At 69.2% G+C, this 26,841-nt stretch carries 24 protein-coding genes; 18 read left to right on the top strand and 6 right to left on the bottom strand.

Going from position 1 to position 26,841, the window contains the following annotated elements; genetic code table 11:
• Positions 1-36: 36 nt before the first annotated feature.
• From TY25_RS33840 to TY25_RS33825, 4 genes are all read left to right on the top strand, one after another.
• Positions 37-2,163, top strand: coding sequence for a membrane protein (locus TY25_RS33840; RefSeq protein WP_042263305.1), 2,127 nt, complete (start codon positions 37-39; stop codon positions 2,161-2,163).
• A gap of 57 nt (positions 2,164-2,220) precedes the next feature.
• Positions 2,221-4,428 (top strand): hypothetical protein, encoded by a 2,208-nt coding sequence (locus TY25_RS33835; RefSeq protein WP_081869277.1) that lies wholly within the window; start codon positions 2,221-2,223, stop codon positions 4,426-4,428.
• Positions 4,429-4,927: 499 nt separating this feature from the next.
• Entirely contained in the window at positions 4,928-5,692 is a 765-nt protein-coding gene (locus tag TY25_RS33830) for a GtrA family protein (RefSeq protein ID WP_226887417.1), read from the top strand.
• A 10-nt stretch (positions 5,693-5,702) separates the two neighbouring features.
• Positions 5,703-5,933, top strand: a complete 231-nt coding sequence (locus TY25_RS33825; protein ID WP_014983551.1) for a Trm112 family protein — start codon at positions 5,703-5,705, stop codon at positions 5,931-5,933.
• Positions 5,934-6,464: 531 nt separating this feature from the next.
• On the opposite strand, the gene TY25_RS33815 is transcribed toward TY25_RS33825, so the two are convergent.
• Positions 6,465-6,911, bottom strand: a complete 447-nt coding sequence (locus tag TY25_RS33815; RefSeq protein WP_156055159.1) for a hypothetical protein — start codon at positions 6,909-6,911, stop codon at positions 6,465-6,467.
• A gap of 499 nt (positions 6,912-7,410) precedes the next feature.
• Between TY25_RS33815 and TY25_RS33810 the strand changes: the two genes are divergently transcribed.
• From TY25_RS33810 to recN, 5 genes are read left to right on the top strand one after another with little or no spacing between them, the layout of a single operon-like run.
• Positions 7,411-8,316 (top strand): HAD-IIA family hydrolase, encoded by a 906-nt coding sequence (locus TY25_RS33810; protein WP_042263222.1) that lies wholly within the window; start codon positions 7,411-7,413, stop codon positions 8,314-8,316.
• A gap of 40 nt (positions 8,317-8,356) precedes the next feature.
• Complete coding sequence (locus TY25_RS33805; RefSeq protein WP_042263220.1) at positions 8,357-8,635, top strand: hypothetical protein; 279 nt, start codon at positions 8,357-8,359, stop codon at positions 8,633-8,635.
• Position 8,636: 1 nt separating this feature from the next.
• Positions 8,637-9,470 carry a TlyA family RNA methyltransferase gene (locus TY25_RS33800; protein WP_042263218.1) on the top strand — a complete coding sequence of 278 codons (834 nt, stop codon included), beginning with the start codon at positions 8,637-8,639 and terminating at the stop codon, positions 9,468-9,470.
• Positions 9,467-10,426, top strand: coding sequence for an NAD kinase (locus TY25_RS33795; protein ID WP_042263215.1), 960 nt, complete (start codon positions 9,467-9,469; stop codon positions 10,424-10,426). The genes TY25_RS33800 and TY25_RS33795 overlap by 4 nt, the downstream gene beginning before the upstream one ends.
• On the top strand, positions 10,404-12,179 hold the full coding sequence (gene recN, locus TY25_RS33790) for a DNA repair protein RecN (RefSeq protein WP_042263212.1): 1,776 nt from the start codon (positions 10,404-10,406) through the stop codon (positions 12,177-12,179). Before TY25_RS33795 ends, recN begins: the two co-directional genes overlap by 23 nt.
• Positions 12,180-12,184: 5 nt before the next feature.
• On the opposite strand, the gene TY25_RS33785 is transcribed toward recN, so the two are convergent.
• Both TY25_RS33785 and TY25_RS33780 read right to left on the bottom strand, forming a co-directional pair.
• A complete protein-coding gene (locus TY25_RS33785; RefSeq protein ID WP_042263211.1) occupies positions 12,185-12,604 on the bottom strand; it encodes an SRPBCC family protein in 420 nt (139 codons plus the stop codon).
• Positions 12,605-12,707: 103 nt separating this feature from the next.
• Positions 12,708-13,112 (bottom strand): helix-turn-helix domain-containing protein, encoded by a 405-nt coding sequence (locus tag TY25_RS33780; RefSeq protein WP_014983561.1) that lies wholly within the window; start codon positions 13,110-13,112, stop codon positions 12,708-12,710.
• A gap of 76 nt (positions 13,113-13,188) precedes the next feature.
• On the opposite strand from TY25_RS33780, the gene TY25_RS33775 reads away from it, so the two are divergent.
• The 3 genes from TY25_RS33775 to TY25_RS33765 are packed head-to-tail and all read left to right on the top strand — an operon-like array spanning position 13,189 to position 16,174.
• Positions 13,189-14,598: an amidase gene (locus TY25_RS33775; RefSeq protein ID WP_042263209.1), complete on the top strand. Its 1,410-nt coding sequence runs from the start codon at positions 13,189-13,191 to the stop codon at positions 14,596-14,598.
• Positions 14,556-14,789, top strand: a complete 234-nt coding sequence (locus TY25_RS33770) for a hypothetical protein (RefSeq protein WP_226887415.1) — start codon at positions 14,556-14,558, stop codon at positions 14,787-14,789. Before TY25_RS33775 ends, TY25_RS33770 begins: the two co-directional genes overlap by 43 nt.
• Positions 14,786-16,174, top strand: coding sequence for a DHA2 family efflux MFS transporter permease subunit (locus TY25_RS33765; protein WP_052383375.1), 1,389 nt, complete (start codon positions 14,786-14,788; stop codon positions 16,172-16,174). Before TY25_RS33770 ends, TY25_RS33765 begins: the two co-directional genes overlap by 4 nt.
• Positions 16,175-16,210: 36 nt before the next feature.
• Here the strand turns inward: TY25_RS33765 and TY25_RS40970 are convergent, their stop codons facing one another.
• The 3 genes from TY25_RS40970 to TY25_RS33750 form a co-directional block, all read right to left on the bottom strand.
• Positions 16,211-16,711, bottom strand: a complete 501-nt coding sequence (locus TY25_RS40970; protein WP_081869271.1) for a VOC family protein — start codon at positions 16,709-16,711, stop codon at positions 16,211-16,213.
• A gap of 111 nt (positions 16,712-16,822) precedes the next feature.
• Positions 16,823-18,373: a M23 family metallopeptidase gene (locus tag TY25_RS44815; protein ID WP_052383373.1), complete on the bottom strand. Its 1,551-nt coding sequence runs from the start codon at positions 18,371-18,373 to the stop codon at positions 16,823-16,825.
• Positions 18,374-18,652: 279 nt separating this feature from the next.
• Positions 18,653-19,345 (bottom strand): DUF8020 domain-containing protein, encoded by a 693-nt coding sequence (locus TY25_RS33750; protein ID WP_370466232.1) that lies wholly within the window; start codon positions 19,343-19,345, stop codon positions 18,653-18,655.
• A 381-nt stretch (positions 19,346-19,726) separates the two neighbouring features.
• Here TY25_RS33750 and steA point away from each other — a divergent pair, with 381 nt between their 5' ends.
• The 6 genes from steA (at position 19,727) to TY25_RS33720 (ending at position 26,658) form a co-directional block, all read left to right on the top strand.
• The gene (gene steA, locus TY25_RS33745) at positions 19,727-20,941 is read left to right on the top strand and encodes a putative cytokinetic ring protein SteA (protein ID WP_014983568.1); all 1,215 of its coding nucleotides are present in this window, start codon (positions 19,727-19,729) and stop codon (positions 20,939-20,941) included.
• Positions 20,942-20,972: 31 nt separating this feature from the next.
• Positions 20,973-21,917, top strand: coding sequence for a copper transporter (locus tag TY25_RS33740; protein WP_042263204.1), 945 nt, complete (start codon positions 20,973-20,975; stop codon positions 21,915-21,917).
• Between the two features lie 88 nt (positions 21,918-22,005).
• Positions 22,006-23,727, top strand: coding sequence for a CTP synthase (gene pyrG / locus TY25_RS33735; RefSeq protein ID WP_029900377.1), 1,722 nt, complete (start codon positions 22,006-22,008; stop codon positions 23,725-23,727).
• Positions 23,728-23,731: 4 nt separating this feature from the next.
• Positions 23,732-24,394 (top strand): NUDIX domain-containing protein, encoded by a 663-nt coding sequence (locus TY25_RS33730; protein ID WP_042263200.1) that lies wholly within the window; start codon positions 23,732-23,734, stop codon positions 24,392-24,394.
• Between the two features lie 12 nt (positions 24,395-24,406).
• Positions 24,407-25,360 carry a site-specific tyrosine recombinase XerD gene (xerD, locus tag TY25_RS33725; protein WP_042263198.1) on the top strand — a complete coding sequence of 318 codons (954 nt, stop codon included), beginning with the start codon at positions 24,407-24,409 and terminating at the stop codon, positions 25,358-25,360.
• 362 nt (positions 25,361-25,722) lie between these two features.
• Positions 25,723-26,658, top strand: a complete 936-nt coding sequence (locus tag TY25_RS33720; protein WP_014983573.1) for a ParA family protein — start codon at positions 25,723-25,725, stop codon at positions 26,656-26,658.
• Positions 26,659-26,841: the final 183 nt, after the last annotated feature.

The following is a 26,841-nucleotide window of genomic DNA, read 5'->3' as shown; positions in this document are numbered from 1 at the left end:
GAGGTATACCGCTGGGGTGCGATCACCATCGTCGGCGTGATCCTGGGCTACGTCGCGGTGTTGCTCGCCAACGCCAGGCACTTCTACACCGACGACACCGAATCCCAGTACACCGGACTGTGGATCGGGCTCGGGCGCGCGTTGCGCGACGGCACCTTCCCGGTGCTGGTGCCCGAGCGGTGGATGTCGGGCAACAACACGATGGACGACGCGGGCCTGTTCAACCCGCCGCAGCTGCTGATCGATCTGATCGCGCCGTCGGTGGACAACATGGCGCTCTACGCCACCGTCGTGAAACTGATCTTCGCGATCATCTCCGCGCTCGGCGTCTACCGGATCTGCCTGGCCTACGGCGGCCGGCCCGCCTGGTCGGCGGTGGCGGGTATCGCGTTCCCGCTCTCGGGCTTCTTCCTGTTCTTCGACGAGGCCAGCTGGATGACCGCGCTCACCGGCACGGCCTGGCTGGTGCACGCCTGGGCGTCGTCGGTGCGCTACACCCGCGGGCAGGGCGGGCCGATCCCGGTGTTCGTCTATCTCTATCTGACGATCTCCACCCAGTACATCTTCCCGGCGGTCGAGGCGGCGCTGATGCTGCTCGCGGTCGCGGTGGGAGAGCTTGTCTACCAACGGAAATGGCTGCCCGTGCTGCGGCTGGCGATCGTCGGCGGCTGCGCCGGACTGGCCGGGCTACTGACCTTTTTGCCGAGCATGCTCTCGGCCAAGGTCACCTGGCGCGGCACCATGGAGATCAACAACGACCAGTTCCTGACCGTGCCGTGGTCGGAATCGCTCAACGCCAGCCTGCCGAGTTCGATGCCGGCCTTCACCTCGTGGTGGGGCTATGTGCAGCCGATGCCGGTCACCTACATCGCCTGGTTCCTGATTCCGGCGTTGGCGTTCATCGACTGGCAGCGAGCCCGGCAATCCTGGCGGGAGCTGACCGGCGTCGCGTTCTTCGCGGTCGTGATGCTGATGTGGGCGGCCGGGCCGGGATCCATCGGTCCGCTGCGCTGGCCGGTGCGGGTGCTGCCGATGCTGGCCATCGGGCTGCTGGTGCTGGTGTGCGTGCTGCTCGGGCGCTACGCGACCACGCGGGATCTGAAGAACCGGACCGTCGCCGCGGGCGTGCTGATCTTCCTGCTGTTCGTGCGGACCTTCTCCGCCGATCCGCACCAGGTCGGCTGGCATGTGCTCGCGGTCGCGGCGGTGGTCGCGCTCGGCGCCGGCGTGCTCTGGCTGGATCGGACCAAGGGCACGGCCATGGCCTGCGCGCTGGCGATCGTCGCGCTGTTCCCCATCGCCTACCTGCAGGTGAACGCCGCGCAGCCGACGCCGATGACGTGGAACCTGCCGACCAACCGCTCCGAGGCCCAGGCCGCCTTCCCGGATTTTCCCGGCACCACCCTCCAGCTTGCCGAGCGGGGCTTGGTGCAGCCGGGGGACAAAAGCCTCGAAGGTGCTTACGGTTCCCTGGTTTTCGGCAACTACGCCAAATCACTGGACCTGAGCTACGTCAACGGTTACACCCCGACCGGCCATTTTTATTTCGGTGAGCTGCTGTGCATGCGCTGGGACAGCAGCGTGTGCCCGGACGCGTTCCGGCGCATGTTCGCCCCCGAGCCGACCACCGGACGCAACCTCGCCGATCTGATGAAGATCGACCGGGTCGTCTTGCAGCGGGCACTGTTCCCGGACGCGCGCAACCAGCCCGCACCGGACGGCTGGAAGTGGGTGGACTACCCGGGACACGAGCAGTTCATCTCGGTGCTCGAACGCGTCGACGGGTTGATCTCCACGGTGAACGGACGGGTCTCGGCCACCAAGAACGCGACGGCGACGTCGATCTCGGAGACCGGCACCACCAGCCGGGTCCGGGTGAGCGCGCCCGCGGGCGGCAAGGTGGTGTTCGCCCGCCTGGGCTGGCCCGGCTATCGCGTGACGCTGGACGGCAAGCAGATCCCGATCACCACCGTGGCGAAATCGTTTGTCGCCGTTGACCTTCCCGCGGGCACCCAGAACGCCGAACTGGTGCTGACCTGGCGTCCGCCGGGCTGGAAGATCGGCATCGCCGCGCTGGCCGCCGGCCTCGTCGGCACCGGTGTGCTGCAGTGGGTGTACGTGCGGTCGCGGCGACGGACAGGGGAGCAGCCCGCCGCGGTGTGATGCCTGTAGGGTCTGGGACTCGTGGTGGAAAGCAGCAGCGCGCTCGCCCGGCGGGACGTGTACAAGTGGGGTCTGATAACCGCACTCGGAGTGATCGCCGGATACGGCGCCGTCCTGCTGGCCAACGTCCGGCACTTCTACACCGACGACACCGAGTCGCAGTACGCCCCGCTGTGGGTGATGCTCGGAAATCGCCTGCGCGACGGGCAATTTCCGATGCTGGTCCCCGAACACTGGATGGCGGGCAACTACACCATCGAAGAGGCGGGCCTGCTGAATCCGCCGCAGCTGCTGATCGATCTGATCGCGCCCTCGGTGGACAACGTCGCGCTCTACGCCACCGTGGTGAAACTGCTCTTCGCGATCGTGCTCGGTCTCGGCGTGTACCGGATCTGCCTCGCCTACGGCGCGAAAGCCCCGTGGGCGGCGGTCGCCGGCGTCACCATGCCGTTCACCGGCTGGCTGCTGTTCTTCGACGAAGCCAGCTGGTACACCGCGTTCGTCGGCACGGCGTGGCTGACGCACGCGTGGGCGTCCGGGGTCCGTTACGCGCGGGGGCTCGGTGGCAGCGGTCGGTCCGGATCCAGCGGGCCCATCCCGACTTTCGTGTTCCTGTACCTGGCGATCTCGGTGCAGTACATCTTCCCGGCCGTGGAAGCCGGGCTGATGATCGGCGCGGTCGCCGTCGGTGAGGTTGTCTACCAACGCAAATGGCGTCCGTCGCTGTGGTTGCTCGGCACCGCCGGCTGCGCGGCGCTGGTCGGGCTGGCCACTTACCTGCCGAGCATGCTCTCGGCCAAGGTGACCTGGCGCGGCACCGCCCAGATCAACAACGACCAGTTCCTCACCGTCCCCTGGTCCGAATCGCTGAACGCCAGCCTGCCCAGCACGCTGCCCGCGTACAACTCCTGGTGGGGTTACGTGCAGCCGATGCCGGTCGTCTACATCGCGTGGTTCCTGATCCCGGCGCTGGCGTTCATCGACTGGCGCAAAGCACGGGAGAACTGGCGGGAATTCACCGCGATCGCGTTGTTCGCGATCATGGCGCTGATGTGGACCGCCGGACCCGGTGCCATCGGCCCGTTGCGCTGGCCCGCGCGAGTGCTGCCGATGGTGGCGCTCGGGCTGCTGGTGCTGGTGTGCGTGCTGCTCGGGCGCTACGCCACCTTCGACGGCTGGCGGCGGCGCGGCATCGCCGCGGGCGTGCTGATCGGGTTGCTGTTCGTGCGGTCGTTCTCCGCCGCGCCCCGCGAACTGGGCGGGCATATGGTCGCGGTACTCGCGGTGGCCGCGCTCGGGGCGGCCGTGGTCTGGCTCGGACGCAACAAAGGCACGGTCGCCGCCTGCGTGCTCACACTCGTCGCGGTGTTCCCCATCGCCTACGTCCAGGTGTGGGCCGCGCAGCCGACCCCGATGGGCTGGAACCTGCCGACCGACCGCTCCGCGATGAAAGCCGCGTTCCCCGACTTCACCGGCACCACCCTGCAACTCGCCGACCGCGGACCCATTACGCCCGGCGAACGAAACCTGAAGGGCGCCTACGGGTCTCTCGTCTTCGGCAACTACGCCAAAGATCTCGAACTCACCTACGTCAGCGGATACACGCCGAACGGCCACTACTGGTTCGGCGAGCTGCTCTGCATGCGCTGGGACACCAGCGTGTGCCCCGACGCGTTCCGGCGCGCGTTCGACATCGAACCCAGCACCGGACGCACCATCGTCGACCTCATGAAAGTCGACCGGGTCGTGCTGCAACGCGCGATGTACCCCGATGCCCGCAACCAGCCCGCACCGCCCGGCTGGAAATGGGTCGACTACCCCGGCCACGAGCAGTACATCTCCGTGCTGGAACGCGCCGACGGCTTGCTCTCCACTCGCAACGGGCGCGTCGCGGCCGCTCGCGGCGTCACCGCCACCTCGGTCGCCGAATCCGACCGCACCAGCAGCGTGCGGGTCAGCTCCGACACCGGCGGCCAGGTCGTCCTCGCCCGCCTCGGCTGGCCCGGCTACCACGCCACCCTCGACGGCAAAGACCTCCCCACCCACCTCGTCGCCAAAACCTTCCTCGCCGTAGACATCCCGGCCGGCACCAAAAACGGCGACCTCGAACTGACCTGGCGACCCCCCGGCTGGCAGATCGGCGCCGCCGCCATCGCCCTCGGCCTGGTCGGCGCCGGACTGCTCCAATGGTTGTACACCCGCCGCCGCCCCGAAGAACTGACCGAACCATCCCCTGAACCAGACCTGGCCGACGCGTCGCGCTGATCGGGGAGGTGGTCTGGCAGTGCCGATCTTGTACCGAGGACTCGGTCCGGGATCGGTCGACCAAGGTCACGGATCCGCGTGAGTTTCCTTGTGGCGCAACGAACTCGGAGCGAATATCTGCGAAGACAGCGCTCCTGTGAAGGACCGCCGCCAGTAGCCGGACGTGCCCACGCGACAGCCCCTTCGGTCGCGGACACGAATCCCGCAGCCGGGGTACGCCCACGCTGATCCTTAGCTAGAGCGGATTAGCGGCCGACCTCACAGGGGTTGTTGGCACCTCGCACAGCGACTTGCCGCGTGGCGCGCCGAGGCTCGGTGCGGGAGGTCTGTGAATCGCCGGATTGGCGGGGCGGGCGGACGCGAGGAGCGGCGAATTGCGTGCGGTTCACACCCGGTTCCGGGAGTGGACGGGTGCGCAGTCGGCGCGCGGGCCGGGGTGGTCGTCGAGGAATCGTGCGGTGGCGACTAGAGTGCCCAGCGCGACAGGAGGTGCCGCCTGGTGGATTTCGACGATGACCGGAGCGTGGCTTCCGCACGCACCGAGGAGGTGATCCGCGCGGTGCCCCGGGCCCCACTCCGCGACACCGACAACTACGACCTGCGAGCCGACACCGCGAACCACCAAGCGCCGCCCGCCTCGCCTGCCGAGGCAGATCTGGGTCTGGCGCAGCAGTCAGGCGATTTTGATGGCGTGGTGGCTGGCGCGAGAGTTGCGGGTCGGGCCGATGGTGGTCGGACTGGTGCGACCGGTGCGGGTGGTGGGGCTTTGACTGGTGCGGAGGGAGGCGTCGCGGCGGAGGTGGGGGAGAGTGCTGCGGGGGGTGTGGAGAATCCGGGGCCTTTGTTGCGGGTGGTGCGGCGGCAGGAGTTGGCGTTCGCGGTGGTGGGCGGGTTCAATACCGCGCTCGGTATCGGGATGACCGTGGTGTGGCTGGCGGTGCTCGGCGACAATGTGCCGCCTTCGGTGGCGGTGGCGGCGGCGTATGGCGTGAGTATTGCGGTTGCGTTCGTGTTGCATCGGACTTTGGTGTTCCGGGTGCGCGGGCATCTGCTGCGTGATTTCCTGCGGTTCGTCGCGGTGAATTCCGGTGGGCTGCTGCTGAATATGGTGTTGCTGGAGTTGGCCGTGTCGGTGTGGCATTTCCCGGACAAACCCGCGGCGGTCGTGGTGATGGGTTTGGTGGCCGTCGCCAGCTACTTCGGCCACCGCCACATCTCGTTCCACCGCCGACCGGCGGTCGAATCGCGGGACGTCGTCGGGTAGGTTTTCGGTCATGCCGGAGCACACCACCTTGGACGCCACGCTGTTGAGCCTGTTGGCCTGCCCGCAGGACAAGGGCCCGCTGCTGCTGGTCCGCGCGACCGAGGGCACCGTCCTCTACAACCCGCGCCTGCGCCGCGCCTACCCCATCGACAACGGCATCCCCGTACTCCTCATCGACGAAGCCCGCGACGCCACCGAAGCCGAACACGCCGACTTCATCGCCCAGCCCGTCGAAAGCTGAGCTCACTCCTTTCGCCTGAGCGTGTTCGGTCGCAACCGGCTCGCACGACGCATCGGCTGAGTCCAACGCTATTCGGGGCCGCAACCAGTCGCGGCAAACTGGTCACCCGCGCACGAAGCTCGCGGGCGTCACCTTCCCGCGCGCTGCCGGGATGAAACTCCCGCCAGCACTGCCCCTACACTAGTGGTGGCCCGACGAGGCGTCGCTCGATCCGGCCCAGGACGTGGTCTCCGTCGCCGCCGACGAGGACCGAGATCGGCGTCTCGCGTTTCGAGCCGATCGGGGGTGGGACGAGGCCGCCGCGATTCGAAACCCGTTGCCGCTCAACAAGCACACGCATCGAGGCCGCGCCGGCGACACCCGGCGCGCCAACCGTGGCGTAGCCCTCTCGGCCGATGCCGCCACCATTACCTGGTGATCAACCGGACTCCCGCACCCCCTCTGTCTTCCCGCACGCGCTATGCCAGGCCACAGCGGGTGCGGGAAGACGGAAAGGGTGCGGGAAATCGAAGAGGCCGCGTCAGCGGAGAGTCAGGAGACGAAGGTGGCGGAGGTGACGAGAACCTCGGCGTAGCTGAAGTACCAGCCGTTCCAGGTGTCGGCGGTGTGGATGTGCAGGGCGTGGCCGGTGGCGGGACCGGCGGTGATCGACCACAGGCCGTTGCCGTAACCGGTTGCCGTGCTGACACTTCCGTCGGACCAGGCGAATTCGGCAGAGCTGGTCGCGCCCGGCGCGTTGAACGGGATGGTCACGCTCATCCGTGCGGCGTCCACCCCGGGCAGCAGGGGACTGGCGCATTCGCGCAGGTTCGCTTCTCGATGGATGTTCTGTCCGGCACTGCCGGTCCCGGGCACCAACCGGCCGCTCATCATGCTGCCGACCTGGCAGCCGCCGTAACTGTCCGCCGCGGCCTGTCCCGCACCGGCCAGCGATGCCGCGCACAGCAGCACCGGAACCAACACCCCGGCACGAAACACTATGGCACCACCTTCCCGTGCCGGCCCGCCCCCGAGACCGACGCCGACGACTTGATCAGCAGTTTAACGCCCGAGCCGCCTCCTAACCGAGAGTCGGGCCGAACCGCCACCGACGCGGATCCGACAACAGCGCCGAGTCGCCCCGTCGACTCCGTTCTCGTTACCTCGAAAGAGCGCATGGGCCGACGCGACTCGGTGCACCGCGCGGGTCGCGGCGCGGTTCTTGTCGCCGTCAGCAGCAACCGGTAGCCCCGACCAGGTGCGGCAAAGCGGGAGGGACGCCCACTTGTCGAGCTTTGGCCCGCTCACGGACGGGAGCGTCCGCGTCTCGTCGGTGCACCGCACCGGGTGCACATCGGTGGCGGACGGGGGGCTGAACCGGCCGCGGTTCGTGTCGGCGCCTTGGCGTAATGTGCGGGTGTCTCGGAGCTGCCATGGGCGCGGCGGGGCCGGTTCGGGCATCCGGAGGGATGCGAAGTTCGGTGACACGGAGAGTGGTGTGAAGCGGCTACGAGATCGCTACGAAGCCTTGCTGCTTGACCTGGACGGCACCCTGTACCGGGGTCCCGTGGTGATCGAGGGCGCGCCGGCGGCGCTGGCGGCCGAGGGCACGCAGCGGTTGGTGTACGTCACCAACAATGCGAGCCGGTCACCGGCGACGGTCGCGGCGCATCTGGCGGACCTCGGCTTCTCCGCGACCACCGACGACGTGGTGACCAGCGCGCAGGCGGCGGCCCGGCTGCTGGCCGAGCGTCTCGCTCCGGGCGCGGAGGTGCTGGTGGTCGGCACCGACGATCTGGCCGCCGAAGTGACGGCGGTCGGGTTGCGCCCGGTGCGCCGCTTCGACGGGGCCGCGCCCGCCGCTGTGGTGCAAGGACATTCACCGCAGACCGGCTGGCCCGAACTCGCCGAGGCCGCGTACGCCTTGCGCGCCGATGCCCTGTGGGTCGCCGCGAACACCGACAAGACGCTGCCGAACGAGCGCGGCCTCGCCCCGGGCAACGGCGCGATGGTCGCCGCCTTGCGCACCGCGACCGAGCTCGAGCCGATGGTGGCGGGCAAACCGTTCGCCCCGCTGATGGAGGACGCGCTGGTGCGCGCGGGCACCCGCAGCGCGCTGGTGGTGGGTGACCGATTGGACACCGATATCGAGGGCGCGAACGCCGTGGGCCTGGCATCGCTGCTGGTGCTCACCGGCGTCAGCACCCTGGACGAGCTGAAAGACGCGGCGGCCGAATTCATTCCGACCTATGTGGCCGATTCGCTGGACGCGCTGAACCACCCGCCGATTCCGGCCGAATCGGACATCGATCCGAGCGACCTCGCCGCGGTGCTGGCCAACCGGTTGCGGCGCAACCCGGGACGAGCCGTGACGGTGCGCGCGTCCGGTTCGGAAATCCGATAGCGTTGACCGCACGATGACTACTCCCATGCCCCGCCCAGGAATGCCGACGCCAGGTGCCGGCGGACCCCGCCCCGGGGTTCCGCTGCCGGGCCAGCATCTGCCGGGTGCACCCGGGCGTCCGGAGCCCGCCGATCCGGAGCGCATCCGCACCGAGATCGATGGCCTGCTCACCGAACTCGTCACCCGCACCGGCTGGCCGGGCACGAACGCGACGGCCGAGAGCGCGGAGACCGGCGCGGACATCACCCGCCGCGCGCGGATCCTGGAGCAGGCGCACGACGTGCTGGTGCAGGCCCTGGCCACGGTGGACAAGATCTGAGGTGGCCAGACGCGCGCGCGTGGACGCCGAACTGGTTCGCCGCGGGTTGGCGAGATCGCGAGAACACGCGGTCGAGCTGATCGGCGCCGGTCGCGTCCTGATAGCCGGAACGGTCGCGGTGAAGCCGGCGACCGCCGTCGAGGCGGGTACACCGCTGCTGGTCCGGGAGCAGGCCGACGAGGTGTCGTGGGCCTCGCGCGGCGCGCACAAGCTGCTCGGCGCGCTCGCGGCGTTCGAACCGGCGGGGCTCACCGTCGCGGGGAAGCGCTGCCTCGATGCGGGCGCGTCCACCGGCGGTTTCACCGATGTGCTGCTCTCGCGCGCGGCGCGCGAGGTGGTCGCGGTGGACGTCGGCTACGGCCAGTTGATCTGGCGGTTGCAGAACGACGACCGGGTGCGGGTGGTCGATCGCACGAACGTGCGCCACCTCACCTCCGAAATGATCGACGGCCCAGTCGAGTTGGTGGTCGGTGACCTGTCGTTCATCTCGCTCGCCCTGGTGCTGCCCGCGCTGGCCGCGTGCACCGCGCCGGGCGCGGATCTGCTGCCGATGGTGAAGCCGCAGTTCGAGGTCGGCAAGGAGCGGGTCGGTTCCGGCGGTGTGGTGCGTGATCCCGCGCTGCGCGCCATGGCGGTGCGCGAGGTCGCGACGGTCGCGGCGGGGCTCGGCCTGCACACCGAGGGCGTGACCGCCAGCCCGTTGCCGGGCCCGTCGGGCAATGTCGAATACTTCCTGTGGCTGCGCAAGTCCGTTACCGCGGACGGCAGGCTGGAAGACGACGAGGCGCGAGTGGCTGCCCTCGTCGAGCGTGCGGTTGAGGAGGGTCCACAGTGAACGCGCCGACGAGGGCCGATAACCGGGAGATCCTGCTGGTGTCGCATCCCGGCCGGGCGGAGATCATCGAGACCGCGCACCGGCTGGCGAAGATCTTCGCCGATGCGGGCATCTGCCTGCGGGTGCTCGACGACGAGGCGGACAGTACCCGGTTCGAGGCCGAGCCGTGCGGCTATCCGGTGCGGGTGGTCGCGCATGGGCCCGAGGCCGCGGTCGGTTGCGAGATGGTGCTGGTACTCGGTGGCGACGGCACGTTCCTGCGGGCCGCCGAGCTGGCGCGTCCGGCCGGGGTGCCGGTGCTGGGAATCAATCTGGGCCGCATCGGTTTTCTGACCGAGGCCGAGGCCGAGCACCTCGACGACGCGCTGGCCCATGTGGTGCGGCGCGATTACCGCATCGAGCACCGGATGACCATCGACGTCAACGTCCGGGTGGACGACGAGGTGGTGGAAACCGGCTGGGCGCTGAACGAGGCGAGCATCGAGAACGCCTCGCGGATGGGCGTATTGGAGCTGGTGCTGGAGGTGGACGGCAGGCCGGTGTCGGCGTTCGGCTGCGACGGCATCCTGATCGCCACCCCGACCGGCTCCACCGCGTACGCGTTCTCCGCGGGCGGCCCGGTGGTGTGGCCGGAACTCGAAGCGCTGCTGGTGATTCCGAGCAACGCGCACGCCCTGTTTGCCCGGCCGCTGGTGACCAGCCCGGAGTCGCGGATCGCGGTCGAGGCGGCCGCCGAGGGGCACGATGCGATAGTTTTCCTGGATGGCAGGCGCACGCTCGACCTGCCGCGCGGCGGCCGGTTGGAAGCGGTCCGCGGCGCGCAGCCGGTGCGCTGGGTGCGGCTGGATTCCGCGCCCTTCGCGGACCGGATGGTGCGCAAGTTCCAATTGCCCGTGACAGGCTGGCGTGGCCGACGGCGAACGGAGAGCACACATGCTGACAGAGATCAGGATTGACGGGCTTGGCGTTATCTCGACGGCCACCGCGCAATTCCACGAGGGTCTCACGGTTCTCACCGGTGAGACGGGTGCGGGCAAGACCATGGTGGTCACCAGCCTGCACCTGCTGAGCGGTGCGCGCGCCGATCCGGGGCGGGTCCGGCTGGGTGCCGCGCGGGCGGTGGTCGAGGGCCGTTTCACCGTCGACGACGTGAACGACGGCGCCCGTGCCGAAGTGGCGCAGGTGCTGGAATCGGCTGCGGCCGAACAGGATGACGACGGCAGCATCATCGCGATCCGCACCGTGGGCAGCGACGGCCGTTCCCGCGCGCACCTGGGTGGCCGGGGCGTGCCCGCCGCGGTCCTCGCCGATTTCACCGCGCCGTTGCTGACCGTGCACGGGCAGAACGATCAGCTGCGTTTGCAGCGTCCCGATCAGCAATTGGCCGCGCTGGACCAGTTCGCGGCCGACACCGTCGCGCCGCTGTTGCGCAAATACGGTGTGCAGCGGCGCTCTTGGCTGGACGCCCGCAACGAATTGCTCGAACGGACCGCGCGCAGCCGGGAATTGGCGCAGGAGGCCGACCGGTTGCAGCACTCGCTGACCGAGATCGATGCCATCGCACCGGAACCCGGCGAGGATGTGCGCATCGTCGAGGACGTGCGCCGGCTCAGCGACCTGGATTCGCTGCGCGAGGCCGCCGCGACCGCGCACGACGCGCTGGCCGGCTCGCCGGATACGCCCGAAGACGGTTCCGGCGCACTGGAATTGCTCGGTGCCGCGCGCTCGCGCATCGAGTCCGCTGATGATCCGAAGCTCACCGCGCTGGCGCCGCGGCTCGGCGAGGCGATCGCGGTGGTGGTCGACCTGACCACCGAACTGAGCGGCTATCTTTCGGACCTGCCGTCGGACCCCGGCGCGCTCGATTCGCTGCTCACCCGCCAGGCCGAACTGAAGTCGCTGACCCGCAAATACGCTCCGGACATCGACGGCGTGCTCGCCTGGGCCGACGAGGCGCGCACCAAGCTCGGCTCGCTCGACGTGTCCGAGGAGGCGCTCACCGCACTGGCCGCCGAGGTCGATATCGCGGCCGAACGGGTGCAGGAGGCGGCGGGCAAGCTGAGTGCCGCGCGCAAGAAGGCGGCGGGCAAGCTCGCGTCCGCGGTGAGCGCCGAGCTGGGCGGGCTGGCCATGGGTAAGGCGAAACTGGAGGTCGAGGTCCGGCCGGTGCCCGCGGGGCCGCAGGATTCCGCGCCGCTGCTCGTCGGCGGCAAGGAACTGCACGCCGGGTCCTCGGGCGTCGACGAGGTGGAGTTCCGGTTGTCCGCGCACTCGGGCGCCCAGTCACTGCCGTTGAGCAAGAGCGCTTCCGGTGGTGAGCTCTCCCGGGTGATGCTCGCGCTTGAGGTGGTGCTCGCCCGCTCGGATCACGGCGCCACCATGGTTTTCGACGAGGTGGACGCGGGCGTCGGCGGCCGGGCCGCGGTGGAGATCGGGCGCAGGCTGGCCCGGCTGGCGCGCACCCATCAGGTCATCGTGGTGACGCACCTGCCGCAGGTCGCGGCCTTCGCCGACACCCACCTGGTGGTCGACAAGTCCGACGACGGCAAGGGCAAGGTGAACAGCGGCGTGCGGGCGCTGACCAAGGACGAACGGGTCATCGAATTGGCGCGCATGCTGGCCGGTCTGGACGACACCGAAACCGGCCGGGCACACGCGGAGGAACTGCTGGAGACGGCGCGCTCGGAGAAGTCCGGCGCGGCCGTCTGAGCGTTCTAGCGCGCGGCCTTCTGCGCGGCCTTGATGAACTGGCCGATCAGGTTCTTCAACCCGAACTCCAGCACCTTCGCCGGGACGGGCAGGCTCGGCTCGGATTCCATCGTGTAGGACACCAGGGTGCCCTTGTCGGCGTCGGCGAAGGTGATGACGCCGACGTGGCGCTTCACCGGCGCCCCCTTGACGATCTTGTATTCCATCCGCTCGCCCGGCACCAGCTTGGTGATCTCCTCGGTGACGCCGAGCGGCCCGACGCCGAGCAGATGCTGCGCGCCGACGCCCTCGCGCTCGGTCAGTCCGGGCTTGGTCAGTTTGATGTTGATCGGCAGGTACGGGCTGACGCTCTCGCGATCGGCGAAGAGCCGGTACACGACCTCGCGCGGGGCGGCGATGACGGCGTCGACGGTGGTGCTGGCCATGGGGGTCTCCTCTTCGAGTTACCTGTGACCCGCAGCATATAGGTACCACCGGTACCCGCCGGGAGTCCGGGTGTTCGGTGTCACAGACAGCGCATGCCACACATCATGGACCAGGCCGGTCCGGTAGGGCGACCGTCGCGCGATAGGCGGGGCAGTTCTCCAATTCACCGTCGTATCGGCAGGTGAGCAGATAGTCCAGATAGTCGCGCGCGGTTTCGAGTTCGGCCATGTTCCGGTTGATCGCGGCGATATGCGCGTCGACCGTGGTGCGCCAATCCGGATCGGTGGCCCGCGCGGTGAGCAGCTCGCCGATCTCGTCGAGGCTCATCAATCCGGTGGTGCGCCACTGCTTGATCAACGCGATCCGATAGAGCTGATCGTCGTCGTAGTAGCGGCGGCCGCCGCGGCGATGCGGCGTCAGCAGGCCGCGGCGTTCCCAGTAGTGCAGCGTCGACAGGGGGAGCGCGAAGTGGTCGACGACGGTGGAGATATCCGTGAGCTCCGGCATTTCTCTAGTTGACCTCAACTCGGGTTGAACGGGCAAGGTAACCCTAACTTGCTGGATCACTTCGAAGGGACGGCCGATGTATTCCATTGCCGAGGCCGCCCGCGCACTGCGCGCGGGCGAAACGACGAGCGCCGCGCTGATCGAGTCCGCGATCGCGCTCGCCGACCGGCACGACACCGAACTCGGGGTCTATCTCACCCGTTTCGACGAAACCGCCATGGAGCAGGCGTGGCAGGCCGACGCCGAGCGCGCGGCCGGGCTCGCCCGCGGCCCACTGCACGGCATTCCGGTCGCGGTGAAGGACACCATGGCCGTGGCCGAAGGCCCGACCACCGCACAGAGTCTGGTGCACGATCAGGCGTGGGGCGCGGGACGGGACGCACCGGTCGTGGCCCGGCTGAAGGCGGCCGGTGCGATCATCACCGGCAAGACCACGACGATGGAGTTCGCCTGCGGCATACCGGATTCCGGCAAGCCGTTCCCGCTGCCGCGCAATCCGTGGCGGGTCGACCGCTGGGCCGGCGGTTCCAGCTCCGGCACGGCGAACGGGATCGCCGCGGGCCTGTTTCCGGCCGGGCTCGGCTCCGACACCGCGGGCAGCATCCGCATGCCCGCCGCGTTCTGCGGGGTGACCGGATTGCTGCCGACCTTCGGGCGGGTGCCGAAATCCGGTTGTGTGCCACTGGGTTACAGCCTGGACCGGGTGGGCCCGCTGGCTCGTACCGCGGCCGACTGCGCGGCTCTGCTCGCGGTGCTCGCCGGTCCGCACCCGAGCGACCCGGACAGCACGCATCCCGTGGTGGACACGGTCTTCACCGTCGGGCCGCAGCAGACCGACCTGAGCGGTGTGCGGATCGGCGTGGTTCGCGATCTCGCCGAGGGCGGCGACCCTGAGCTACCGGCCGTATTCGACCGTGCGATAGCGGTTCTGGGTGCGCGGGGTGCCCAGACGACCGAGATCACGCTGCCGTTCTACCGGGAAGCCACCACCGCCGCGATCGTCAGTGCGGTCTCGGAGGGCCTGGCGTACCACCGCAACGACCTGACCCGCAGCTGGGACGACTATTTCGTCGCCGCCCGCGGCCTGCTCGCCCAAGGTGCGTTGCTATCGGGCGCGGATTACGTTCAGGCGCAACGGGTCCGGCGGGTCGCGCAGGGCGCGATCGGTGCGCTGTTCGAACAGGTCGACGCGGTGGTGTGCCCGACGGCCTCGGTCACCGCGCCGCGCTTGGACCAATTGGCCGATGCGGCAGGGCATCAGGACGATGCCGCGCTGTTCCGGAGGATCCACACTCCGTACTGGAACGCCCTCGGAAATCCGGTGCTGGCCGTGCCCATCGGCTTCGGCGCCGACGGCCTGCCGCTGTCCTGTCAGATCGCCGGTCCGGCCTTCGGTGAGGCCATGATCCTGCGGGTCGGCGAGGCGTTCCAGCAGGACACCGGATGGCACCGGCAGTTGCCGCCGACCTGGACGGCGGCGGCATGAGCGACCTCGTCGAAACACTGCTCGCCGCAGCCGGTTTGCCCGCGCACCCGGCGGAGGTCAGCGGTCATGCGGTGAAGTATCCGGACCTCCGTGCCGCGGTCGACGCGCTCTACGCGATACCCGAGGCTCGATACGCGGTTCCCGCAACTCGATTCGACGCGCGGCCCGGTGAACCGGGGTGGGAGCAGTGAGCGTCGGTGCGGCCGTGCGCGCCGAGAAGCCCACGCGGCAGCAGGTTCTGGTGTGGGCGCTGGCCTGCCTCGGTTCGTTCAGCGTGGTCATGGACGCCACCATCGTCTCGATCACGCTGCCCGACCTGCGCGCCGACCTCGGCTTCACGCCCGCGGCGCTGCCGTGGGCGGTGAACGCCTACACCCTGGCCTTCGCGGGCTGCCTGCTGTTCGGCGGGCGCTGTGCGGACGTGTTCGGCCGTCGCCGAATCCTGTTGGCAGGGTTGGGGATATTCACCGTCGCCAGGGTCGCGGCCGGGTTCGCCGACACGCCGGGTTTCCTGCTGGCCGCCCGTGCGGTGCAGGGGTTCGGGGGTGCGCTGCTGATGCCGGTGACGCTGTCGATGCTGACCACGACATTTCTCGAACCGGCCGGGCGGGCCCGGGCGCTCGCCATCTGGAGTGCGGTCGCGGCGGCGGGTGCCGCGGCGGGACCCGTGCTCGGCGGGTTGCTCACCGAATTGGCCGGGTGGCGTTGGGTCTTCTTCGTCCTGGCCCCGGTGGGGGTCGTCGGGATGATCGGCGCATTCGTGGTGCTGCCGCGTCAGGTGACGGCCGTCGCGCGGCCGCGGCTCGATGTGGTCGGCGCGGTGCTGGTCACCGCGGGCATCACCGGCGTCGTGCTGGCCATCATGCGGTCGGCGGCCGCGGGCTGGACCGATCCGGGAGTGCTCGTCGCGGTGCTCGGCGGCGCGGCTTTGCTCGCCGTTTTCGCGGTGCACCAGGCGTTTTGGTCGGCCGAGCCGTTGCTGCCGCTGACCATCTTCCGGTTGCGCTCGGTGACCAGCGCCAACATCGTGATCTTCCTGCTCGGCGTCGGCTTCCTCGGCAGTCCCATCCTGCTGTCGCTGTACATGCAAGACGTGTACGGGTATTCGCCGTTCCTGGCCGGGATCGGTTATCTCCCTTCGGGTATCGCGATGGTCGTCGGTTCCCGTTCCGCGGGTTGGCTCACCGTGCGATTCGGCGCGCGCCGGGCGGCCATGCTGTGCTGTGCGATCGGCGGGCTGGGCTTTCTCGGCACCGCGCTCGGGATCGCGCTCGGCGCCGCGTACTTCTGGTCGGTCCTGGTGTCGGGCATGGTCTTCGGCTACGGCACGGCCGCCGCGTTCACCCCGCTCACCGTCGCCGCGACCGACGGCGTGCCGCCGGAACGTAACGGCCTGGCCGCCGGTGTGCTGAACACGGTGCGCCAGACCAGCGGCGCGGTCGGGCTCGCGGCATTGAGCGCGATCGCCTCGAGCGCGGGCTACGGCACCGCCTTCGCCGCCTGCGGTATCTGCCTCGCCGCAGCCTGTCTCGTCGCCGGGGTCCTGATGCCTAATCGGCCTGCGCGCGGAGAGTAAGCCGCCGGATACGAAGCCGCTTGTGCCGCAGCGCCCTCAGCGTCCGGCGACCGAGTCGAAGTAGTCATCGGCGAGGCCGTTGAGGTAGTTGTCGGCGGCGCCGCTCAGATAGGTCGCCAAGCCTGGACCGACCCGTCCGATATCCATCAGTTCGAACCGCACGCCGTCCGCGGTTCGGTGATAGCGGGCGGGCGCGCCGGTCTGATTGTCGTGCTGGGTGCTGAGCAGGGGAATGCCCGCATCGGTGAGTCGTTCGGATTCCGCGGCGACATCGTCTGTCCAGACGCCGAGGTGATGCAGACCTGGTTCCGCCCAGATCGTGCCCGGCATCTGCTCGAGCAGCTCGATATAGGGCGGACCTTGTTTCGAGTAGGTCATCCACGGCCTGATGTTGACCGGTGCGTTGTCGATGAGCACATCACTGTCGTTGCGGATGGGGGCGTGCCATTCGAAGCCGATCTTGCTCAGCTCGGCCATGGCCTGTCGGAGATCGGTGACGACGATCCCCACGTGGTAGCTCGGGAGCATAGTAGGCATGACTGTCACGATATAGTACGACCGATCGGTCGTAAATAGTGAAGGCGGGCTGAACTGCGGTGATTCCGGTCTCGGTATTTCAGCGGGGTCCAGTTGCGCTGATTGGAAGGGTCAGTCGCGCTCGGGGCCGAGGCCGATGCCGCGGGTGGCGAGCCAGGGGAGGGGGTCGATGCGGTCGGTGCCGTTCAGCCAGACCTCGAAGTGGCAGTGCGGGCCGGTGGTCTCGCCGCGGTTGCCGACCGTGGCGATCTCGTCGCCCGCGGTGACGTGCTGGCCCACCGAGACCAGCGCGGTGTTGATGTGGCCGTACACGGTGACGGTGCCGTCGTCGCCGAGTACGCGCACCCACATGCCGAAGCCGCTGGCCGGTCCCGCGCTGATCACGGTGCCGTCCTCCACCGCGACGATCGGGGTGCCGATCGGCGCGGCCACGTCGACGCCGGGATGCAGGGTGCCCCAGCGCATTCCGTAGCCGGAGGTGAAGGTGCCGGAAGTGAACTTGACGAACAGGGGACGAAGTTTGGCCTGGACGTCGGCGGCGATCTCGTCCGCGACCTTGCTGCCGTTCTGCAGCATGTCGGCGAACTGGCCGAGCGTGGCCGGACCTTCCGCGAGCAAACCTGGATCCGTGCTGTTCGGCGCCGCACCTGCGGCCGCCACCTCCACCGCCTGCGGTTGCCCCAGCGCCATCGGCGCTACCGACTGTGCGGGCGCCTTGGCGCTCCCGGTCTCGAGATTCTGCCCCGCCGCCACGATCGCGCCCGCGGCCACGGCGACGATCGCCGCCCGCCCCTTCAGCGCCGTCGGCGGCGGAGGCATCCGATGCCGCCCACCTCGACGCTTGCGCGGTTCGGCAGCACCGGGCGTCATCGTCTGGTCGCGCCGCTGCGCCCCCAGCACGATCTCAGCACCCCGGGTCAAGCCGTTGCCGCCTACGTCGGACTGGCCCCTTCCGATGTAGGCGGCTGAATCGCGATCAATGCCGAGACCCTGGGCAACGACGGTGCGCTCGGCCCGATGCGTGGTGCCGCGCGATCTCCGGCCAGGTTGTATGTCGGAGATTGCGCTGGCCCCAGCGCGTGCGGCCCCAGCGCGTGCGCCGGTGTCGCCGTCCGTGTACTTGCCCTGAAGTGTGTTGTCGGGTGTGGACGCACCGCTGCGGTCACCCCCGCTGCGGTCGACGCGGTTTCGAGACGCGCGGCTGGTGTCGGATCGGTCCTCGCGTCGGCTCGCCCGGGAGCGATCGTCCGGGACTCGCGCGCCGGGTGCCGCCCACGGTTCGTTCGGGGACTGCCAGCGGTCGTTCGCCCACGTCCATTGATCGGTGGGTGTCGGATCGCTGTGCGGCTCGTCGGTCGCCGTCGGCCAGTCCTCGGCCCACTGCTCGTCGGCGGGCGGCCAATGGTTTTCGAGCCAGCGGTTTTCGGTGGACCACGGCGCTGCGGTGAGTCGCGGGTCCTCGGGGGCGGCCCACCGATCGTTGTCGCCGGACCAGCGGTCCTCGGTGGTGGGCCACCGGTCGGCCGTGGGCCGGTGGTCTTCCCGAGCCATCCAGGGTTCGTCCCGGCGCAATGGATAGCTGAATCCTTGCTGGATATCGTCCGGGTTGCGCAGCCGGAAGGTGTTGCGCTGCTCGAAACCCCGCGGACCGTAGCCGCTCATCGCATCGACCGCATTTGTCTGGATTGTCCAGAACGCGCCGGTATGCGAGAAACGTCTGGTATTCGGTGTGCCGCACCGATATTCGCGGTTGTTTCGAAGCGCATCCAGCCGGTGTCCTTTGCTGCGTCACGTCGAGCGGTCGTCGATGTCGGCCGACGGTAACGAAACGGTAGCGACCTCGCTAGTTAGACGCGCGAAATAGTTTGCTTCCTGTGACGGTAGACACAGTTTGGGCGGGTGATTGTCCGTAATGCCTTGAATGCTCGGGTGATTCGCGGGTCAGGGTTTCGGCGGGGCCGCATTCTGCTTGGACAGCGCGTCGCCGAGCAGGAAGCCGCCGATGACGACCGCGGGGATGCCGAAGCCGATGGTGCCGATGACGCCGCCGATGGCGGCGACGGGGATGGCGGTCACCAGGCACCCGCCGAGGAATCCGGGAATGGTCAGCACACCGATGGTCGGGATGGTCGCCGCGCCGCCCACCAGTGCTCCGCCGACCACGCAGCCGAGGCCTGCGCCGACAACGGTCCCGATGAGGGTGCCCAGCGCGGTGCCCACGCCGACGACGGCGGTGAAGTTCTCCAAAGCCTTGGTGAACTCGGGAGATTCGGGGTCGAGGGCGACCTCGCGCAGCGGATCGGTGACGCCGGGCGCGGGTGTCGCGGTGGCCGGGTCTCGGCTCGGGGTCAGGGTCGCGGTGGTGCCGTCGACGCGCGCGGCGATGGGCCAGCGCCGATTGTCCTGGTAGTAGCCGAGCGGGAAGGCCGCCCGCAGGACGCCCGCGTCGTCCCGGATCTCCAGTTGGTCACCCGCGGTGTCGAGCGATCCGGAATCGGTCGTCAGTATGACGGCGTCACCGACCGCCTGCGCGGTGTATCGAATGCTGGGGATCCGTGGATCGGCGTGGGCGGTGAGGGTCGACGCGGCACCGATCGCCGCCGTACTCGCCGAAACGATAAGGAATCTCGTCAATCTGTGCACGGTGCGTACCGCCTTCGATTCGACCCGATGTCCGGCGCGGGTGTCGCGCTCGGTCTGCGGTCGGAGATGCCGTGGGAGTTCTGTCGGTACGCAGCGCCGCGGACGAAAGCCATCCCAGATGGAAATATGGGGTCAAGGTATGCCGGACGGTTGCCGACGCACAAGACGCGCCGAATGTTAGCTAGGGCACACGCGGGCTGAGCGTGACGGCCCGCAGGCCGTTCGAGGGGGCGTTTTCGCCTCTGACCACAACAGATCCGGCAGAAGTTCCGCGTGTCGTGGGTCGAGTCGCTGTTTTAGCAGTGACCCATGTGGTAGGTGATACGGCGCGCCTCCACCAAAGGTTGAGGGTTAGCGGGCAGCATCGGAACCATGAAGATGCTGGCGTTGTTGTCGAGGAACACCGAAACGCTGCCCGGCCGCACCGGGATCGCCCGGGTGGACCGCAATACCCGGCGTCTGCTGAAACGGGTGGGGCCGGGCGATGTCGTCGTGCTCGATGAGATGGACCTGGACCGGCTCACCGCCGACCGGTTGGTCGAGGCGGGGGTGGTCGCCGTGATCAACACCTCGCCGTCGATCTCCGGCCGCTATCCCAATCTCGGCCCCGAGGTGCTGGTGGCCAACGGGATCCTGCTGCTGGACACGGTGAGTTCGGATGCCTTCAGCAAGATCAAGGACGGCATCAAGGTCCGGATCGACGGTGGCGTCGTCTATCTCGACAAGGTCACCAAGAAGGAGCCGGAGGTGCTCGTCGAGGGCATCGAGCTCACCGACGCCGATATCGCCGAGCGGATGATCGAGGCGCGCAACGGGCTGGCCGATCATCTGGAGGCCTTCGCGGGCAACACGATCGAGTTCATCCGCACCGAGAGCGCGTTGCTCATCGACGGCATCGGCGTGCCCGAACTGGAACTGTCGATGAAGCACCGGCACGTGGTCGTGGTGGCCGACGGGCCGGATCACGCCGAGGATCTGAAGCGGCTCAAGCCGTTCATCAAGGAGTACGTGCCGATCATGGTCGGCGTCGGCCGCGGCGCGGACACGCTCATGAAGCAGGGATACAAGCCGGACCTCGTCGTCGGCGATCCGGACGAGATCACCACCGCCACCTTGAAATGCGGCGCCGAGGTGATCCTGCCCGCCGACACCGACGGTCATGCCAAGGGCCTCGAGCGGATCCAGGATCTCGGCATCGGCGCCACCACGTTCCCGTCCTCGGGGTCGCCCGCCGACCTGGCGCTGCTGCTGGCCCACCATCACGGTGCGGCGCTGATCGTCACCGCGGGCGCGGCCGCCACGCTCGACGACTTCTTCGATCGCAGCCGGCGCGAGAGCAATCCGGCGACCTTCCTGACCCGGCTCAAGCTCGGCACCAAGCTGATGGACGCCAAAGCCGTTGCCACGCTGTACCGCAACCGGGTGTCCGGCATCGGGGTCGCGCTGGTGGTGCTCGCCGCGCTGGTCGCGGTGATCGTCGTGCTGCTCGCGTCCAACACCGGTACCGACGCCTTGACCTGGGCCACCGACACCTGGCACCGGTTCGCGCTCTGGGCGCAGGGCTTAGTCGGCGCAGGCGGCCAGTGACCGGCCTGCGCTCCATGACCAGAGGAGAACGATGATCTCGCTACGCCAGCACGCCGTCTCGATCGTGGCGATCTTCTTGGCACTCGCCATCGGCGTCGTGCTCGGCTCGCAGACCCTAGCGGCGGATCTGCTGTCGGGGCTGCGCGCGGACAAGTCCGATCTACGCCAGCAGGTCGACACCGTGTCCGAACAGAACCGGCAGTTGACCGATCAGCTCAACGCCGCCGATCGCTTCATCGCGGGCTCCGCCGGACGCATCCTCGGCGGCACCCTCGCCGACCGCAGCGTGGTCGTGTTCACCACGCCGGACGCCGATCCCGCCGATATCGAGGGCGTCACCAAATCGCTGGAAACCTCGGGGGCCGCGATCACCGGCCGGATCGCGCTCACCGACGCGTTCGCCGACGCCACCGAGGGCGACCGGATGCGCACCGCCGTCACCAACGTCATCCCGGCCGGGGCCCAATTGCGCACCGGCGCAGTCGATCAGGGCAGCATGGCGGGCGACCTGCTCGGCCTGGTGCTGCTGCTCGATCCGGCCAACGGGCAAACCCGCGGCACCCCACAGGAACTCGGCCTCGTCCTGGAGACCCTGCGCGGCGGCGGCTTCCTCGCCTACGGCGACACCCCGGTGCACCCGGCGCAGCTGGCCGTCGTGATCACCGGCAACGGCGCCAAGTCCGCGGAGAACAGCCAGGGCGCGAACATCGCCAGGTTCACCGGCGCCCTGCGCGGCCGCGGCGCCGGCGTCGTCCTCGCCGGCCGCTCCGGCGCCGCCGAGAACCCTGGCCCGATCGCCGTCGTCCGCTCCGACGGCGCCCTCGCCACCTCCGTCACCACCGTCGACAACCTGGACCGCGAGATCGGCCGCGTCACCACCGTCCTGGCTCTCACCGAACAACTGAACGGCGGCGCAGGCCGATACGGCACCGGCGACAAGGCGACTTCCCTCACACTGGCCTCCGCCCCCCGCTAGCAAGTGGTGACAGCCACGCGCGGCACATATGCAGCAAACGTGCGTGGCGTTACTTCTGGACAGTTGATCCGTGTTACCGTGAAGACCCGTGGGTCAAACACGGATTCAGGCGCGAACAGCTACGAAGCACATCTTCGTGAGCGGTGGAGTCGCCTCCTCATTGGGTAAAGGTCTTACCGCCTCCAGCCTCGGTCAGCTGCTGACGGCGCGTGGGCTGCGCGTCACGATGCAGAAACTCGACCCGTATCTGAATGTCGATCCCGGCACCATGAACCCGTTCCAGCACGGCGAGGTGTTCGTGACCGAGGACGGTGCCGAGACCGATCTGGATGTCGGTCACTACGAGCGGTTCCTGGACCGGGATCTCACCCGGGACGCGAATGTGACGACCGGGCAAATCTATTCGACGGTCATCGCCAAGGAGCGGCGCGGCGAGTACCTGGGCGACACCGTCCAGGTGATTCCGCACATCACCGACGAGATCAAGAGCCGGGTGCTCGCGATGAGCGCGCCGGACGCGCAGGGGCAGACCCCGGATGTGGTGATCACCGAGATCGGCGGCACCGTCGGCGACATCGAATCGCAGCCTTTCCTGGAGGCGGCGCGCCAGATCCGGCACGATGTCGGCCGGGACAACGTCTTCTTCCTGCACGTCTCGCTGGTGCCGTACCTGGCGCCCTCGGGCGAGTTGAAGACCAAGCCGACACAGCATTCGGTGGCGGCGTTGCGCAACATCGGTATTCAGCCCGACGCGCTGATCCTGCGGTGCGACCGCGAGGTGCCGCAGGCGCTCAAGAGCAAGATCGCGCTGATGTGCGACGTCGATGTCGACGCCTGCATCTCCACCCCGGACGCGCCGTCGATCTACGACATCCCGCGCGTGCTGCATCGCGAGGGCCTCGACGCCTATGTGGTGCGCAAGCTCGGGCTGCCGTTCCGCGACGTGGACTGGACCGTGTGGGGCGATCTGCTCGACCGGGTGCATTCGCCGCGCGAGACGGTCGAGGTCGCGCTCGTCGGCAAATACGTCGACCTGCCCGACGCCTACCTCTCGGTCACCGAGGCGTTGCGCGCGGGCGGGTTCGCCTCGCGGGCCAAGGTGCAGATCCGCTGGGTGCCCTCCGACGAGTGCGAGACGCCCGCGGGTGCGCAGGCCGCGCTGCGGGACGTGGACGCGGTGCTGATTCCCGGCGGGTTCGGTATCCGCGGCATCGAGGGCAAGGTCGGCGCGATCGCCTACGCCCGCAAGCGCGGTATTCCGCTGCTCGGACTGTGCCTGGGCCTGCAGTGCGTGGTCATCGAAGCGGCCAGGTCGGTCGGTCTGGACGAGGCCAATTCGGCCGAGTTCGAGCCGGACACCCCGCATCCCGTCATCTCCACGATGGCCGATCAGGAACAGGCCGTCGCCGGTGAGGCCGATCTCGGCGGCACCATGCGCCTCGGCGCCTACCCGGCGACCCTGGCCAAGGGTTCGGTGGTGGCGCAGGCGTACGGCGCCGAGCAGGTGTCCGAGCGGCACCGGCACCGCTACGAGGTGAACAACGCCTACCGCGACCGGATCGCGAAGAGCGGGCTGCGGTTCAGCGGCACCTCGCCGGACGGGCATCTGGTGGAGTTCGTCGAACTGCCCGCCGACGTGCATCCCTTCTTCGTCGCCACCCAGGCGCACCCGGAGCTGAAGAGCAGGCCGACCCGTCCGCATCCGCTGTTCGCGGCGCTGGTCGCGGCCGCGCTGACCTACAAGCTGGCCGAGCGGCTGCCCGTGGACATCCCGGACGAAGAGTTCGTGAGCGCGGCGGAGCAGGCGTAGCGCGATGACGGTGGACGGGGGCGCTGCCGCACCGGGCAGCCACGATTTCGAGACGGTGTCGAGCGAAACGGTCTACAGCGGCGCGATTCTCGCGCTGCGGCTGGACCACGTGCGGATGCCGGGCGGCAAGGTCGTCGAGCGGGAGGTGATCGAGCACCACGGTGCCGTCGCGGTCGCCGCGATCGATGACGACGACAATGTCGTGCTGATCAACCAGTACCGGCATCCGATCGGCAGGCGGCTGCTCGAGCTGCCCGCCGGTCTGCTCGATCTGCAAGGTGAGGATCCGCTCGTCGCCGCGCGGCGCGAACTCGCCGAGGAGACCGGGCTGGCCGCGCGGGACTGGTCGGTGCTGGTGGACGTGGCGCTGTCGCCGGGTTTCACCGACGAGGCGCTGCGCGTGTACGTCGCGCGCGGACTCTACGAAACCGACCAGCCCGAGCCGGAATTCGAGGAAGCCGATCTGGCGATCGTGCGCATGCCGGTCGCCGACGCGGTGCGCGCGGCACTGGCCGGGGAGATCGTCAACGCGACCGCGGTGGCCGGTGTGCTCGCGCTCGCCGCGGCGCGGGCCGGCGGCACCGAACTACGTCCGGCGGACGCGCCGTGGCCGGGTCAGCCCACGGCGTTCCTGCGCCGCAAGGCGGCGCAGAAGTCCGCGGACTGACGGGGGCGCCGGGTGCTCGCGCGGGAACTGGACGCCTACCTCGACCATCTCGCGGTCGAACGCGGCGCCGCGCGGAACACCCTCGGCGCCTACCGGCGTGACCTCGGGCGCTATCTCGACTTCCTGACCGGGCGCGGCATCACCGCGCTCGATCAGGTCGCCGAGGGCGACGTCGCCGAATTCACCATGGCCTTGCGCGCGGGCGGCCCCGACCATCCGCCGCTGGCCGCGAGTTCGGTGGCGCGTGCCCTGATCGCGGTGCGCGGGCTGCACCGGTTCGCCGCCGCCGAAGGCCTCACCGTCACCGATGTCGCGCACGCGGTGAAACCGCCCGCCCCCGGTCGCCGGCTGCCCAAAGCCCTGCCCTACGACCAGGTGCTGAAGCTGCTCGAAGCCGCGGGCGGCGGGGCCGTGGACGATCCGGACGCCGCACCCGGCACCGACGGCGGACCGCGCGGGCTGCGCGACCGCGCGCTGCTGGAACTGCTCTACTCCACCGGCGCGCGCATCTCCGAGATGGTCGGACTGGACGTCGACGATCTCGATATCGCCGAACGCGCGGTCGTGTTGCACGGCAAGGGCGGTAAGCAACGCATGGTGCCGATCGGCCGGCCCGCCCTCGCCGCGGTGGACGCCTACCTGGTGCGGGGGCGTCCGATGCTGGCCGCCGCCGGCAAAGCGAACGCGGGCGCGCTGTTCCTGAACGCGCGCGGCGGCAGGCTGTCGCGCCAGACCGCGTGGCAGGTGTTGCAGACCGCGGCCGAACGCGCGGGCATCGGCGCCGCCGTCTCGCCGCACACGCTGCGCCACTCCTTCGCCACCCATCTGCTCGACGGCGGTGCGGATGTCCGTGTGGTGCAAGAACTCCTGGGCCACGCCTCGGTCACCACCACCCAGATCTACACCCTCGTCACGGTGAACACCCTGCGCGAGGTGTGGGCGACCGCGCATCCCCGCGCCCGCTAGACCGGCGCGCTCGCGGCACCCGGTATCGTTCGTGCCGAGCGCATCCGGACAGCCGCGGGGAGGCGGAATCGGGACAGCTCGGACGAGTCACCCGGCCGCTTCGACGTGCGTTTCACCGGTGACCCGGAGTGGCGCAGAGCGATACGGGGTAGCGTTTTGCTGTTCGCGGCCCGGCGTGGTGCCGCGAACACGCCGCGCGCGTCGCGGCTCTTGCACGCTCATAAGCGGTAGCGTCTATCGAGAGCTGGACCGTACGAAAGCGAGGTCGGGCCTGATCGGCTTCGCTACGCTCGGCGAGGCAACGGGCAGGAACGTATAAGGAGCAGCGGATCGTGACATCAGCCGGAGCGGCAGAGCCGCCGATGGGTGCTGGGGCGGAGCCGCATCCGGGTCCCGCCTCGGCGGCGGCGGCCGAAACCCTGTGGGGCACCGGGGCCGATCTTCCTGTCGCGGAGGACGCGGCACTCGGCCCGACCGGGCGCCCCCTGCGACTCGTGCCGGACCCGCCGCCGCTGGAGCGGCACGGCGACGCCCTCATCATCGCCATGTGCAACCAGAAGGGCGGCGTCGGCAAGACCACCTCCACCATCAATCTCGGCGCCTCGCTCGCCGAGTACGGGCGGCGGGTGCTGCTGGTCGATCTGGACCCGCAGGGCGCGCTGTCCGCGGGATTGGGTGTGGCCCATCACGATCTCGAGCTGACCGTGCACGACCTGCTGGTCGGCTCCAAAGGTTCGATCGACGACGTGCTGATGCCGACCCGGGTCGAGAACATGGATCTGCTGCCCAGCAACATCGACCTCTCGGCCGCGGAAATCCAGCTGGTCAACGAGGTCGGGCGGGAGCATTCGCTCGGCCGCGCACTGCATTCCATCCGCGACCGGTACGACTACATCATCATCGACTGCCAGCCGTCGCTCGGATTGCTCACCGTCAACGCGCTCGCCTGCGCCGACGGCGTCATCATTCCGATGGAATGCGAATACTTCTCGCTGCGCGGGCTCGCGCTGCTCAACGACACCGTGGAGAAGGTGCGCGACCGCCTCAACCCCAGGCTCAGCCTGTACGGAATAGTGGTCACCATGTTCGACGCGCGACTACTGCATTCGCGGCAGGTGATGGCGCGGGTCGTCGAAGTGTTCGGTGACCTGGTCTACGACGCGGCGATCTCGCGGACCGTGCGGTTCCCCGACGCCAGCGTCGCGGGTGAGCCGATCACCACGTGGGCGCCGAAATCCAGTGGAGCCGAAGCATATCGGGCGATGGCGCGGGAAGTCATCCACCGGTCCGGCCGGTGATCGGCAGCAACGACCCCGCACCACCCGCTACCACCCACACGCCCGGCCACGGGGTCGTCCACGGCGACGACCACCCGTCGGGCGACCTCCTGGAGCGGGCTGCGGCGCGCGCCGACCCACCGGACCGTGCGGCGGACGAGGTTACGTCGACCCCCGCCCTGCACACATCGGACCACTCCGGTG

This window comes from Nocardia brasiliensis NBRC 14402 (assembly GCF_000308475.2).
Classification (GTDB): domain Bacteria; phylum Actinomycetota; class Actinomycetes; order Mycobacteriales; family Mycobacteriaceae; genus Nocardia; species Nocardia brasiliensis.
This window is presented reverse-complemented; position numbering and strand designations above follow the sequence as displayed.

Coding starts and splice junctions, on each gene's coding strand:
- TY25_RS33825 (WP_014983551.1), top strand. CDS start 5,703: ATGCCGGAGCACACCACCTTGGACGCCACGCTGTTGAGCCTGTTGGCC.
- TY25_RS33805 (WP_042263220.1), top strand. CDS start 8,357: ATGCCGACGCCAGGTGCCGGCGGACCCCGCCCCGGGGTTCCGCTGCCG.
- recN (WP_042263212.1), top strand. CDS start 10,404: ATGCTGACAGAGATCAGGATTGACGGGCTTGGCGTTATCTCGACGGCC.
- TY25_RS33785 (WP_042263211.1), bottom strand. CDS start 12,604: ATGGCCAGCACCACCGTCGACGCCGTCATCGCCGCCCCGCGCGAGGTC.
- TY25_RS33780 (WP_014983561.1), bottom strand. CDS start 13,112: ATGCCGGAGCTCACGGATATCTCCACCGTCGTCGACCACTTCGCGCTC.
- TY25_RS33775 (WP_042263209.1), top strand. CDS start 13,189: ATGTATTCCATTGCCGAGGCCGCCCGCGCACTGCGCGCGGGCGAAACG.
- TY25_RS33770 (WP_226887415.1), top strand. CDS start 14,556: ATGGCACCGGCAGTTGCCGCCGACCTGGACGGCGGCGGCATGAGCGAC.
- TY25_RS40970 (WP_081869271.1), bottom strand. CDS start 16,711: ATGCCTACTATGCTCCCGAGCTACCACGTGGGGATCGTCGTCACCGAT.
- TY25_RS44815 (WP_052383373.1), bottom strand. CDS start 18,373: ATGAGCGGCTACGGTCCGCGGGGTTTCGAGCAGCGCAACACCTTCCGG.
- steA (WP_014983568.1), top strand. CDS start 19,727: ATGAAGATGCTGGCGTTGTTGTCGAGGAACACCGAAACGCTGCCCGGC.
- TY25_RS33740 (WP_042263204.1), top strand. CDS start 20,973: ATGATCTCGCTACGCCAGCACGCCGTCTCGATCGTGGCGATCTTCTTG.
- TY25_RS33730 (WP_042263200.1), top strand. CDS start 23,732: ATGACGGTGGACGGGGGCGCTGCCGCACCGGGCAGCCACGATTTCGAG.
- TY25_RS33720 (WP_014983573.1), top strand. CDS start 25,723: ATGGGTGCTGGGGCGGAGCCGCATCCGGGTCCCGCCTCGGCGGCGGCG.